Origin of the sequence: Roseateles terrae (assembly GCF_014192155.1) — a bacterium.
GTDB lineage: Bacteria > Pseudomonadota > Gammaproteobacteria > Burkholderiales > Burkholderiaceae_C > Roseateles > Roseateles terrae.
This window is the reverse complement of the sequence record NZ_JACHXO010000007.1, coordinates 311,402-324,128: the sequence shown is the minus strand read 5'-3', so window position 1 is coordinate 324,128 and position 12,727 is coordinate 311,402. Positions and strand designations below refer to the sequence as shown.

11 protein-coding genes are annotated in these 12,727 nt (G+C 67.5%); 10 read left to right on the top strand and 1 reads right to left on the bottom strand.

The features are described from left to right. Positions 1 to 5 precede the first annotated feature (5 nt). From FHS28_RS19270 to FHS28_RS19260, 3 genes are read left to right on the top strand one after another with little or no spacing between them, the layout of a single operon-like run. Positions 6 to 1,823 carry an acyl-CoA dehydrogenase gene (locus tag FHS28_RS19270; protein WP_088454664.1) on the top strand — a complete coding sequence of 606 codons (1,818 nt, stop codon included), beginning with the start codon at positions 6 to 8 and terminating at the stop codon, positions 1,821 to 1,823. A 12-nt stretch (positions 1,824 to 1,835) separates the two neighbouring features. Beyond that, positions 1,836 to 2,627, top strand: coding sequence for an SDR family oxidoreductase (locus FHS28_RS19265; RefSeq protein ID WP_088454643.1), 792 nt, complete (start codon positions 1,836 to 1,838; stop codon positions 2,625 to 2,627). A 17-nt stretch (positions 2,628 to 2,644) separates the two neighbouring features. Further along, a complete protein-coding gene (locus FHS28_RS19260; RefSeq protein WP_088454642.1) occupies positions 2,645 to 3,097 on the top strand; it encodes a PaaI family thioesterase in 453 nt (150 codons plus the stop codon). Here the strand turns inward: FHS28_RS19260 and FHS28_RS19255 are convergent. Further along, positions 3,013 to 4,254 carry a hypothetical protein gene (locus FHS28_RS19255; RefSeq protein WP_088454641.1) on the bottom strand — a complete coding sequence of 414 codons (1,242 nt, stop codon included), beginning with the start codon at positions 4,252 to 4,254 and terminating at the stop codon, positions 3,013 to 3,015. The two genes, FHS28_RS19260 and FHS28_RS19255, sit on opposite strands and share 85 nt — an antisense overlap. Positions 4,255 to 4,541: 287 nt before the next feature. Here FHS28_RS19255 and FHS28_RS19250 point away from each other — a divergent pair, with 287 nt between their 5' ends. The 7 genes from FHS28_RS19250 (at position 4,542) to FHS28_RS19220 (ending at position 12,570) form a co-directional block, all read left to right on the top strand. After that, positions 4,542 to 5,561 (top strand): NADP-dependent oxidoreductase, encoded by a 1,020-nt coding sequence (locus tag FHS28_RS19250; protein WP_088454640.1) that lies wholly within the window; start codon positions 4,542 to 4,544, stop codon positions 5,559 to 5,561. Further along, positions 5,561 to 6,109, top strand: coding sequence for a GNAT family N-acetyltransferase (locus tag FHS28_RS19245; protein ID WP_088454639.1), 549 nt, complete (start codon positions 5,561 to 5,563; stop codon positions 6,107 to 6,109). Before FHS28_RS19250 ends, FHS28_RS19245 begins: the two co-directional genes overlap by 1 nt. Before the next feature lie 90 nt (positions 6,110 to 6,199). Next, on the top strand, positions 6,200 to 7,135 hold the full coding sequence (locus tag FHS28_RS19240; RefSeq protein ID WP_088454638.1) for a glutathione S-transferase family protein: 936 nt from the start codon (positions 6,200 to 6,202) through the stop codon (positions 7,133 to 7,135). Further along, a complete protein-coding gene (locus FHS28_RS19235) occupies positions 7,132 to 8,028 on the top strand; it encodes an SDR family oxidoreductase (protein WP_088454637.1) in 897 nt (298 codons plus the stop codon). Before FHS28_RS19240 ends, FHS28_RS19235 begins: the two co-directional genes overlap by 4 nt. 335 nt (positions 8,029 to 8,363) lie before the next feature. Further along, complete coding sequence (locus FHS28_RS19230) at positions 8,364 to 9,662, top strand: BaiN/RdsA family NAD(P)/FAD-dependent oxidoreductase (protein WP_259373082.1); 1,299 nt, start codon at positions 8,364 to 8,366, stop codon at positions 9,660 to 9,662. Between the two features lie 63 nt (positions 9,663 to 9,725). Beyond that, on the top strand, positions 9,726 to 10,001 hold the full coding sequence (locus FHS28_RS19225; RefSeq protein ID WP_184295217.1) for a hypothetical protein: 276 nt from the start codon (positions 9,726 to 9,728) through the stop codon (positions 9,999 to 10,001). Positions 10,002 to 10,209: 208 nt separating this feature from the next. Next, positions 10,210 to 12,570 carry a Tex family protein gene (locus FHS28_RS19220; RefSeq protein WP_088454634.1) on the top strand — a complete coding sequence of 787 codons (2,361 nt, stop codon included), beginning with the start codon at positions 10,210 to 10,212 and terminating at the stop codon, positions 12,568 to 12,570. Positions 12,571 to 12,727 lie beyond the last annotated feature (157 nt).

Sequence of the window (12,727 nt, the reverse complement as noted above, 5' to 3'; positions counted from 1 at the left end):
TTTTGATGCGCGACACCCTCGACTTCCTGCTGTATGACTGGCTCCAGGTCCAGTCGCTGCAGGACCGGCCCCGTTTTGCCGATCATTCCCGCGAAACCTTCGACGCGGTGCTCGACACCTGCGAACGCATTGCCCGCGAAAAGTTCGCCCCCTTCAACCGCGTGGCAGATCTCGAGGAGCCGCGCTTTGACGGCGAGCGGGTGCATCTGCCGGCGTCCACCCATGCAGCGCTGGCCGCCTATGTGGAGTCCGGCATGCTGGCCGCCGCGCAGGACCATGAGCAGGGCGGCATGCAGTTGCCGCTCACCGTGGAGATGGCAGCCAACGCCTTCTTCAGCAAGGCCAGCGTTGCCATGGGCGGCTATGCGATGCTCACCCAGGGCAACGCCAATCTGCTGATGGCGCACGGCACGCCGACGCAGCAGGCCGTCTTCGCGGCGAACGAATTCAGCGGGCGGTGGTTCGGCACCATGTGCCTGTCCGAGCCGCAGGCCGGTTCATCGCTCAGCGATGTGGCAACGCGTGCCGAGCCCGATGGGGAGACCTTCGACGCCGATCCCCTTGGCCCGCGGTACCGCCTGACCGGCCACAAGATGTGGATCTCCGGCGGCGAGCATGAGATCACCGAGAACATCGTGCATCTGGTGCTGGCGAAGATCCCGGGATCGGACGGCAAGGTCGTGCCCGGCGTGAAGGGCCTGTCGCTGTTCATCGTGCCCAAGCATCTGGTGGACCCGCAGGGCCAGCTGACCGGCGAGCGCAATGACGTGTCGCTGGCGGGGCTCAATCACAAGCTCGGGTATCGCGGCACCACCAACTGCCTGCTCAATTTCGGTGAAGGGCGGCATCGTCCGCTCGGCAAGGCAGGGGCGGTCGGTTACCGTGTCGGTCGGCCGGGGGACGGGCTGCGCTGCATGTTCCACATGATGAATGAGGCCCGCATCGGCGTGGGCCTGGGCGCGGTGATGCTCGGCTATGCCGGCTACGAAGCCAGCCTGGCCTATGCGCGCCAGCGGCCTCAGGGCCGTCCGCTCACGGCCGCCGGCAAGGACGCGGCCGCGCCGCAGCGGCTGATCATCGAGCATGCGGACATCAAGCGCATGCTCCTGGCGCAGAAGAGCTATGTGGAAGGCGGCCTCGCACTTGCGCTGTACTGCGCCCGCCTGGTGGACGAGCAGCACACCGGCAGCCCGGAGGCCGCAGTAGAGGCCCAGCTGATGCTGGAGGTGCTCACCCCGATCGCCAAGAGCTGGCCCAGCGAATGGTGTCTGGAGGCCAATTCGCTGGCCATTCAGGTGCTGGGCGGCTACGGCTACACCCGCGACTTCCCGGTGGAGCAGTACTGGCGGGACAACCGGCTGAACATGATCCATGAGGGCACGCATGGCATCCAGGCCCTGGACCTGCTGGGCCGCAAGGTGGTGATGGACGGCGGCAAGGCGCTGATGGCGCTGGCCGGCCGCATCAACCAGACGGTGCAGCGGGCGGGCCAGGTGGCCGGACTCGCCACCGCCGCCACCGCCCTGGCAGGCGCACTGGGTGCAGTGGGCGCGGCCACCAAAAAGGCGTGGGCCACGGGCGAACCGGAAGAGGCGCTGGCCAATGCCACGCCGTATCTCCAGGCCTTCGGGCACACGGTGATGGCCTGGATCTGGCTGGAACTGGCCCTGGCGGTGGAAGGCCGCAGCGACGACGCCGCGCAGGGCAAACGCGCGGCGCAGCGATATTTCTATGCGTACGAGCTGCCCCGGATTGCCGCCTGGCTGTCGGTGGTGGAGCGCCGCGAGCCGCTGGTCCGCGAGATGCAGGACGGCTGGTTTTAACGAGGAGACCCCATGAGCAGCAAAGTACAGGATTTGTTCGATCTGACCGGCCAGGTGGCCCTGGTGACCGGCGGCTCGCGCGGGCTGGGCCTGCAGATCGCCGAAGCGCTGGGTGAAGCCGGCGCCCGCATCGTGATCAGCTCCCGCAAGGCGGCCGATCTGGAAGAGGCGGTGGCCCACCTCCAGTCGCGCGGCATCGATGCCCAATACATCGCTGCCGACGCCGCCGATGAAGCCCAGGCCCGCGGCATCGTCAGCCAGACGATGGAGCGGCTCGGCCAGATCGACATCCTGGTGAACAACGCCGGCGCGACCTGGGGCGCTCCCGCCGAAGAGCATCCGGTGGAAGCGTGGGACAAGGTGATGGACCTGAACATCCGCAGCCTCTTCGTGATGAGCCAGGAAGCCGCGCGCCAGAGCATGATTCCGCGTCGCCAGGGACGCATCATCAACGTGGCCTCCATCGCCGGCCTGAGCGGCAACAGCGGCCTGATGAAGACCATCGCCTACAACACCAGCAAGGGCGCAGCGGTGAATTTCACCCGCGCGCTGGCGGGGGAGTGGGGCGCTTACGGCATCACCGTCAATGCTTTGGCGCCGGGCTTTTTCCCCAGCAAGATGACCAAGGGCCTGATGGCCAGCATCGGCGAGGAGAAGCTGGCGGCGCATGCGCCGCTGCGCCGCATCGGCGATGACGAAGACCTCAAGGGCGCCGCTTTGCTGTTTGCCAGCCGTGCCGGCAAGCACATCACCGGTCAGGTGCTGGCGGTGGATGGCGGCGTATCTGCCGTGCATGGCGGCTGAGCGGTATCCTCGCGGCCATGAGTACCCCCCTTGCATTTCCGGTCCACATTCCGTTTGTCCAGCAGCTGGGTTTTGAACTGACCCGCCTGGAGGACGGCGAGGCCGAACTGAGCCTCTCCGTGCGTGAACTGCACCTGAATTCCTGGGAAGTGGCCCATGGCGGCGTGCTGATGACGCTGCTGGATGTGGCCATGGCTCACGCGGCCCGCAGCATCCATCGGGACCAGCCGGACTTCGGGCCCGGCGTGGTGACGGTGGAGATGAAGACCAGCTTCATGCGGCCCGGCGAGGGCCAGCTCCGGGCCGTGGGCCGGCTGCTGCATCGCTCCACCACCATGGCCTTCTGTGAAGGGTCGGTGCTGGGGGAAGACGGCAAGCTGTGCGCTCACGCCACCGGGACATTCAAGTATCTGAAGGCCTTGCCGGGACGCGGCCGCAGCCTGAAGGCGCTGCAGCGGACGGTGGCCTGACTGGGCGGACCAGACCGGCGCGGCTGCCGGGTGCTGCCGCTGGAGGACACGGTGATCAGCGCCGAAGGCTGCGCGGTGATGAGCGCGCAGGCCTGGACCGTGAGGGTCGATGGCGACTGAGCCGGCAGTGACGGCGCCGAGGCCGCTGGGCGTGCTGCTGCGGGCGGGAAGGTCGGTGATGCCGGCTTCACTGCGTCCAGCGTATAGGACAGCAGTTGCTGATGGCGCAGCATCAGATCCCGCTCGACCCCCGCTTCGCGCTCGCGGCGCTCCGGCGCAGCCGCGGCACCAGTGATCCAGGCGTGCAGCAGCTGGAGCCACCGCAGGTCCGTGGGATCCGCAACGGACAGGCCCGCGGGCGAGGGCACGATGGCCGCGAGGCGCGCCTGGGTGATGGCGATGTGCAGCTGCCGGGCCTGGGACACGGTCAGCAAGGCGCCGGCCCCCTCGGTCAAGCGAGCCAGGGCCCGCTCGCATGCCAGCCGTCCGCGCACCGGCAGCAGGACGGTGGGAAACGAACGCAGCACACGGACGATGTGGGTGACTTCGTCGGCGGTCAGTGTGTGCGGCTCCAAGGCTTGCGCCGCGGCGGTTGGCGCGCCCATGAAGTGGGCCAGACTCCGGTCTACGATCGCTTGCGCCTGCATCCAGTCCTGGATCGTCACCGGCGCGGTGGCGGACAGCGGCGCCTGTCTGGACGTGTGAAGCGGCTGCCGGGCTCCCGGCTCACGCAGTTCCAGCAGTCGCGTGGAGCGCAGCATGTCATCGGCGGGCAGCAGGCCTTCATCGCCGTGAATGAGCACGAGGGAGGACGGCAGGTCCTGATCCCTCAGCGCGCGGTCCGGCACCACGCCATGCGCGGTCAGTGTCTGCAGGGCCAGCGAGCGCGTCCATCGGAGCACGGTGCTGACGGTGCAGCCGGGAGGCAGGATCAGATGATCGACATGGGCCTGAAGGGGGACGATGCTGGACTGCGGGAACTCTGCCAGCGTGGTCGCGTCGTGGCCGGATAGATCCACGCAGCGCAAGGCCTGTCCACAGGCGACATCGAGGTGCTGTTGCAGGCGTCGCAGGGCCGACGAGGCGCCCCACGGCGTACCGCCGATCCAGCGCTGAGGGCGAAACAGGGAAGGCAGGCGGCGGAGCAGGATGGACATGGCGGACCTCGATCAGGACGGGAGAGGAGGAAGAAGGGCCAGCGCATGAGCCAGCACAGATGGGTAGTCACCTGACAAATCCGAGGGTTCCTGGCCGCCGTGATCGCCGATCCAAACTTTGACCAAACCGTACTGCTCGCCGAGCGAACGGCCCCTTGTTTTTGTCACGCGAGCGACGTTGACCCTCGGCGCCAACGTGGTTCAATGATTCGGTTTTGCCGTTGCCCGAGGCTGGCTGCTTGCAGGCCGAACGCGGGTGAGGGCGTCTTCACACGAGGAGAATCCGCATGTCCCAGACCAATCGCCAGATCCAGCTCGCATCCCGTCCGACGGGTGAGCCCACCGCCGACAACTTCAAGCTGGTCGAGACGCCGGTGCCCGAGGTGGCGGACGGCCAAGTGCTGGTGCGCAACCACTACCTGAGCCTGGACCCGTACATGCGCGGCCGCATGAGCGAAAGCAAGAGCTATGCGGACCCGCAGCCGCTCAATCAGGTGATGATCGGCGGCACCGTTGGAGAAGTGGTGGCGTCGAAGAACAGCCACTTCAGCGTCGGCGACAAGGTGGTCGGCATGGGCGGCTGGCAGGAATACCAGCTGGTGGACGGCCAGCAGCGCGGCGTGCTGCAGAAGGTGGACACCACCCATGTGCCGCTGTCCGCCTACCTGGGCGCGGTGGGCATGCCCGGCGTGACCGGCTGGTATGGCCTGGTCAAGATCATCAATCCGAAGGCCGGTGAGACGGTGGTGGTGAGCGCCGCCAGCGGTGCGGTGGGCGGTGCCGTCGGCCAGCTGGCCAAGGTGCGCGGTGCGCGGGCCGTGGGCCTGGCCGGCGGCGCGGAGAAGTGCCGCTATGTGGTGGAAGAGCTGGGCTTTGATGCCTGCATCGACTACAAGCAGCACAAGGACGTGAGGTCGCTCGCGGCCGCGCTGAAGGCCGAATGCCCGAATGGCATCGACGGCTACTTCGAAAACGTCGGCGGCATGATCCTGGACGCGGTGATGCTGCGGGCCAATCCCTTCAGCCGCATTGCCATGTGCGGCATGATTGCCGGCTACAACGGCGAGCCGATTCCGATGACCGCGCCGCAGCTGATCCTGGTCAACCGCATGAAGATCGAAGGCTTCATCGTCTCCGAACACATGGACGTGTGGCCGGAAGCGCTGAAGGAGCTGGGCACGCTGGTGGCCACCGGCAAGCTGAAGTATCGCGAGACGGTGGCTGAAGGCCTGCAGAGCGCGCCGGAAGCGTTCCTGGGGCTGCTCAAGGGCCGCAACTTCGGCAAGCAGCTGGTCAAGCTGATCTGATGACGCCGCGTGAGTGGCGCTGCGAGGCGCTCGATGCCATGGGCCCTCGGGCGCTTTACCGCGTGCTGAAGCTGCGCTCGGAGGTGTTTGTGGTGGAGCAGCAGTGCATCTACCTGGACCCCGACGGACTCGATGAAGACGCGTGGCACCTGCAGGGGCTGGGTGAGGACGCGTCTGGGGGCGAGATCGTGCTGGCCTATGCGCGGCTGCTGGCGCCTGCGTTCTCGTCCCCGGGCCATGGGGTTCCCGGGACGCCTGGGGCGCACGCGTCACCGGCAACGGCACCGCCGCCGGCTTCGCAGCCCGCAGCGCGCATCGGGCGGGTGATCACCGCTCCGTCCGCGCGCGGCACCGGCCTGGGTCGCACGCTGATGCAGGAGGCGCTTGCCGCCTGCGCACGCCTGTGGCCGGACGTGCCGATCGAGCTCGGCGCTCAGGCCCATTTGCGTGACTTCTACGGCAGCTTCGGCTTCGTCGCCGTGTCGGACGTCTACGACGAAGACGGCATTCCTCACATCGACATGCGCCGCGAGAGCGCAGCGCGCTGATCGACGGACCGACGGACATCGCAGGGCCCACGGCGGCACCAGACCGCCGGCCCGTTCGAGCTGGTTCAAGCAAGCGTTCTGGAGACAACGATGAGCGACCTGATTCTTCACCACTACGGCAGCTCCCCCTTTGCCGAGAAAACCCGCCTCATCCTGGGCATGAAGGGCCTGAGCTGGCAGTCGGTGACCGTGCCGATGATGCTGCCCAAGCCGGATGTGGTGGCGCTGACCGGCGGCTACCGGCGCACGCCCTTCCTGCAGATCGGGGCCGACATCTACTGCGACACCGCCCTGATCGCAGACGTGCTGGAACAGCGCCAGCCCAGCCCCAGCCTCTATCCGGCGGGCGTCGGCGGACAGGCCCGGCTGCTGGCGCAATGGGCGGACACCGACCTGTTCTGGACCGCGCTGCCGCACGCGATGCAGCCGGAAGGCATCAAAGCCATCTTTGCTGGCGCACCGCCGGAGGTGTTCAAGGCCTTTGTGGCGGATCGGCGGGCGATGTCCGAGGGCACGCCGCGGGTCAGCGGCCCGGATGCCAGCGCCGCACTGACCTCGTATCTGACCTGGCTGTCCGACCTGCTCGCGGACGGGCGGGAATGGCTGATGGGGTCCGCGCCCAGCATCGCGGACCTGAGCGTCTATCACCCGCTGTGGTTCGTGGCGCGTGCGGGTGCCATGGCGGACATCCTGACGCCCCATGAGGCGCTCAAAGGCTGGATGTCGCGGGTGGCGGCCATCGGGCATGGCACGCGAGCCGGCAAGCTCGAAGGCGAAGAAGCCATCGCCCTGGCCCGCAGCGCCACGCCGGCCGCGGCCACTGTGGCGCCGGGCCTGGGCTTTGAAGCGGGCGAGCGCGTCAGTGTCACCCCGGGCGATTACGCCCGCGATGCGGTGAGGGGCGAGCTGGTCGGTCTGGACACGCGCAGCGTCACGCTGGCGCGGGAGGACGAACGAGCGGGCCGGGTGCATGTGCACTTCCCGCGCATCGGCTACATGCTCAAGAAAGAGGAGACACGCGCATGAAGGACTATCAAGGCAAGACGGCGGTCATCACCGGCGCGGGCTCGGGCTTCGGCCTGGAGGTGGCCCGCATTGCGGCATCCCGCGGCATGAAGCTGGTGCTGTGTGATGTTCAGCAGGACGCGCTGGACCGCGCCGCGCAGGAGTTCGCGGCTCATCCGGTGCTGGCGCGCCGGGTGGATGTGGCCAAGGCTGATCAGATGGAGGCGCTGGCCGCGGCGGTGAAGGAGCGCTTTGGAGCGCCGCATTTTGTTTTCAACAATGCTGGCGTGGGCTCCGGGGGCCTGATCTGGGAGAACAGCCTCAACGACTGGGACTGGGTGCTGGGCGTCAACCTGATGGGCGTGGTGCACGGCGTGCGGCTGTTCACGCCGATGATGCTGGAAGCGGCCCAGGCGGACCCGTCCTGGCAGGGGCACATCGTCAACACCTCGTCGATGGCCGGCATGCTGAACCCGCCCAACATGGGCGTCTACAACGTGTCCAAGCATGCGGTGGTGTCGCTGAGCGAGACGCTCTATCAGGATCTGTCGCTGGTGACGGATCAGGTGAAGTGCTCGGTGCTATGCCCGTTCTTCGTGCCGACCGGCATCACCCAGAGCCACCGCAACCGGCCGGACGATCTGCGCGGCAGCAAGCCCACGCGCAGCCAGCTGATTTCCCAGGCGCAGACCGACAAGGCGGTGTCCTCCGGCAAGCTCAGCGCGGCGAATGTGGCGCGCATGGTCTTTGACGCGATGGATGAAGACCGCTTCTACATCTTCAGCCACCCGCAGGCCTTGCAGGGCGTGCAGACGCGGCTGGAAGATGTGATGCAGGGGCGCAATCCGACGGACCCGTTCAAGGACCGGCCGGACATTGGCGCCGGACTGCGCAAGGCGTTGCGGGAGGCGTAAAGGCGCGTCCGACACCGGCGCTAGCGGGGCAGGCCGGGCTGGCAAGGCCGGCCGGGCTGGCATGACCCGTCGAGCAGGCAGCGTGACTGCTAGGTGGAGGGGGCGGGCGCAGGTGGGCGCGGTCTCGGTTGTCGCGGCGTCGGTTGCCGAGGCTCGTCGCCTGCAGCTTCGCGCTCTGGGACAATACGGGCCCGGCGCTCCGAAGTTGATGGAGTTTGACGCCGGGTCCCAACATGCCCGATCAAAACGCTTTCACTTCCCCGTCCTCCACTTCCGCCGCTCCCGGCCCCTCAGCCGCACCCGGCGCTCCAGCGTCCGGGGCGTCTGCTGAGTCCTTGCCAACCTCGGCAGGCGGTGGGGCAGGCGCTTCCGCCAACCGCCGAGTGCTGGTCATCGGCGGGGGCCCGGCTGGTCTCATGGCTGCCGAGCGCCTGGCGCTGGCCGGCGTTTCGGTGGACCTGTTCGACGCCATGGCCTCGGTGGGCCGCAAGTTCCTGCTGGCCGGCAAGGGCGGCCTCAACCTGACCCATTCCGAAGACCGCCCGCGATTTGATGAGCGCTACTTCGAGCGCCAGGCTGGCGTCGCCCCCTGGCTGGACCGGTTCGATGGCGAAGCGCTGCGGCGCTGGGCGGCCGACCTGGGTGTCGAGACCTTTGTCGGCACTTCCGGCCGTGTGTTCCCCAAGGACCTGAAAGCCGCGCCGCTGCTGCGCGCATGGCTGCACCGCCTGCGCGGGCAGGGCGTGCGGCTGCACATGCGTCATCGCTGGCTGGGCTGGACGGAGGAGGGCGGCTGCCGCTTCCAGGGTCCCGAAGGCGAAACGGTCTGGACGGGGCAGGCGGTGGTGCTGGCGCTGGGCGGCGCTTCCTGGCCGCAGCTCGGGTCGGATGGACGTTGGGTGCCGATGTTGGAAGCGGCCGGCGCCGAGGTTCGCGCGCTGCGCCCATCGAATTGCGGTTTTGATCTGGGCGTGCGGCGGGAGGGCGAGTCCGCCCCGGGCTGGACGCCGTTCTTTGTCGAGAAGTTTGCGGGCCAGCCGCTCAAGTCGGTGGCGCTGAGCGTGAAGGCGCCGGATGGTCGGCAGTTTTCGCGTCAAGGCGAGTTCGTGGTGACCGCCTCGGGCATTGAAGGTTCCCTGGTGTATGCCGCCTCGGCACTGATTCGTGAGGTGATCGAGGCGCAGGGTGAAGCGCTGGTACACCTGGACCTCTTCCCGGGCCGTGAGGCGAACTGGGTGGCGGAACAGGTGGCGTATCCGCGTGGATCGCGATCGATGTCTTCCCACCTGAAGAGCCGTTTGAACTTGGACGGCGTGAAGGCGGCGCTGCTGCACGAGGTGCTGGACAAGGCGCAGTACAGCGACGCGGCCACGCTCGCACGCACGCTCAAGGCCCTGCCGCTGCGCCTGGCGGCGCCGCGCCCGGTGGCCGAGGTCATCAGCACCGCGGGCGGTGTCCGCCTGGAATCGCTGGATGAGCACCTGATGCTCAAGAACCGACCAGGTGTCTTCGTCGCGGGCGAGATGCTCGACTGGGAAGCGCCGACGGGCGGCTACCTGCTGACAGCGTCGATGGCCAGCGGCCTGGTGGCGGGCGAGGGCGCAGCCGCCTGGAGCGCGAAGCGCGCCACCTGATAGCGGCCACTTGAACCCCTTCCGCAAAGACGCCACCAAGAGGTGGCGTTCAAGGGAGGGGCGATGGACTTTCAGATCTTTGTCAATTCGTGCGTGCTGGTGTACGTGATGGTCCGTTTTGCGGATGGGATGTACGGCTGGGCACGCGCTTGGAAGCTGGGGCTGTTTGCTGCTCTCGTATGGGCCATCAATGCCGCCCTGATGTGGGAACGATTCGGCGGCACATCGGCGGCTCTGAAAGCCACCTACATCGCTGTCGGCTTCGTAGTCGGAACTCTGGTCATGGGAGCCCTGAGGAATCAACAGGGCACCAGGAATGACACTCCCCCCCCACGTTGACCTAACCCTCGTCGCCAGAAGGCGCGCCGGACGCGCGTAGCGCCGTCCCAGCGGGGCTGCGGGTTCGCTGAGAGGGGCCACCGCCGGGCCGCCCCAAGGTGGCCGCAGCCCCCTCGGGGGGCAGTCTTGATCAACCTTAGGCTGATCAAGCGGGGGCCCCATCCTATACTTGGCCGTTTTGGTGCATTGGCCTCAGGCCGTAGTTGTCTTGGACAAGATCCTCCTTCAGATTGCCGCCGAGCTGAACGTCCGCCCGGCACAGGTCAACGCCGCTGTGGAACTGCTGGATGGTGGCGCCACCGTCCCGTTCATCGCCCGCTACCGCAAGGAAGCCACCGACGGCCTCGACGACACCCAGCTGCGCGAACTCGAAGTGCGCCTGGCCTACCTGCGTGAACTTGAGGACCGCCGCGAAGCCGTGCTCAAGAGCATCGAGGAGCAGGGCAAGCTCACTCCCGAACTTACCGCCGCGATCGCCGCCGCGCCCACCAAGCAGGAGCTGGAAGACCTCTACCTGCCCTACAAGCAAAAGCGTCGCACCAAGGGCATGATCGCCCGCGAAGCCGGCCTGGAACCCCTGGCCGACAAGCTGTTCGCCGATCCGTCCCTGGACCCGATGGCCGAGGCCGCCAGCTTCCTCAACCCCGATGCCGGTTTCGCCGACGCCTATGCCGTGCTGGATGGCGTCCGAGACCTGCTCTCCGAGCGCTGGGCCGAAGATGCCGCCCTGATCGGCAAGCTGCGCGAATGGCTGTGGGAAGAGGGCCTGTTCAAGTCCAAGCTGATGGACGGCAAGGACGAGAACAACCCCGACATCTCCAAGTTCCGCGACTACTTCGACTATGCGGAGCCGATCCGCACCGTCCCGTCCCACCGCGCGCTGGCCGTCTTCCGCGGCCGCACCCAGGAGTTCCTGGACGCCAAGCTGGTGCTGGATGAAGAAGTGGTGCCCGGCCAGCCCAGCATGGCCGAAGGCCGCATCGCCCGCCACCTCGGCTGGACCCACACCAAGCGCGCCGGTGACGAACTCATCCGCAAGACGATTGCCTGGACCTGGAAGGTCAAGCTGTCGCTGAGCCTGGAGCGCGACCTGTTCTCCCGCCTGCGGGAAGAAGCAGAAAAGGTCGCCACCAAGGTCTTCGCCGAGAACCTGCGCGACCTGCTGCTGGCCGCGCCCGCCGGCAAGCGGGTGGTGATGGGCCTGGACCCTGGCATCCGCACCGGCGTGAAGGTCGCGGTGGTGAGCGACACCGGCCGCGTGCTGGACACCGCCACCGTCTACCCGCATGAACCCAAGCGCGACTGGGAAGGCTCCATCCACACCCTGGGGCGCCTGTGTGCGGCCCACGGCGTGAACCTGATTGCGATTGGCAACGGTACCGCCTCTCGCGAGACCGACAAGCTGGCCGCCGACCTGATCAAGCGCATCCAGCAGATGCTGTCGCAGTCGTCGGATGCGCCGGTGACCGAGATCCAGAAGGTGGTCGTCAGCGAAGCTGGCGCTTCGGTCTACTCCGCCTCCGAATTCGCCTCCAAGGAACTGCCGGAGCTGGATGTGTCCCTGCGCGGCGCGGTGTCCATCGCCCGCCGCCTGCAGGACCCGCTGGCCGAGCTGGTCAAGATTGATCCGAAGTCCATTGGCGTCGGCCAGTACCAGCATGACGTCAACCAGAGCGAGCTGGCTCGCACCCTGGATGCGGTGGTGGAAGACTGCGTGAACTCGGTCGGCGTGGACCTGAACACCGCCTCCGCGCCGCTGCTGTCCCGCGTGTCGGGACTGTCCACCAGCGTCGCCAATGCCATCGTGCGGTGGCGCGATGCGAACGGTGCCTTCCGTAGCCGCCAGCAACTGCTGGATGTCAGCGGCCTTGGCCCCAAGACCTTCGAGCAGGCAGCCGGTTTCCTGCGTATCCGCGACGGCGACAACCCGCTCGACATGAGCGGCGTGCACCCGGAAACCTATCCGGTGGTGCAGCGCATCCTCGGCCAGGTGCAGCGTCCCATCCAGGACCTGATGGGCAAGAGCGACGTCATCCGCACGCTCAAGCCGGACGCCTTCGCCGATGAGCGCTTTGGCGCCATCACCGTCAAGGACATCCTGGCCGAGCTGGAAAAACCCGGCCGAGATCCGCGCCCCGACTTCAAGGTGGCCCGCTTCAATGACGGGGTGGAAGACCTGAAGGACCTGAAGGAAGGCATGGTGCTGGAAGGCACCGTCTCCAACGTGGCCCAGTTCGGCGCCTTCGTGGATCTGGGAGTGCATCAGGACGGCCTCGTGCATGTGAGCCAGCTCTCCAACAAGTTCGTCACCGATGCCCGCGAGGTGGTGAAGACCGGCGACATCGTCAAGGTGAAGGTGCTGGAGGTCGATATGGCCCGCAAGCGCATCTCCCTGACGATGAAGCTAGATGCGCAGGCGCCGCGCGGTGGCAGCAAGCCGGACAACAGCTTCCGTCCCGCAGGCCGGAATGAGCGTCAGGGCGGTGGTGCGCGCCAGGGCGGTCATGACCGTCAGGCGGCGCCGGCCGGCAATGCGATGGCGGCGGCGTTCGCCAAGCTCAAGCGCTGATCCTTCGGCGGGCGCTGCACGCCAGTCGCCCCTCCGGGGGGCATCGCGCGGCGGTCGCCCCTCCGGCGCGCGCAGCGTCCACAACCTCACACTTGTGGACGCTGCGGGCGCCGGATGTCGGAAGCCCGCCACTGACCTTCAGCACGGTCACACATTC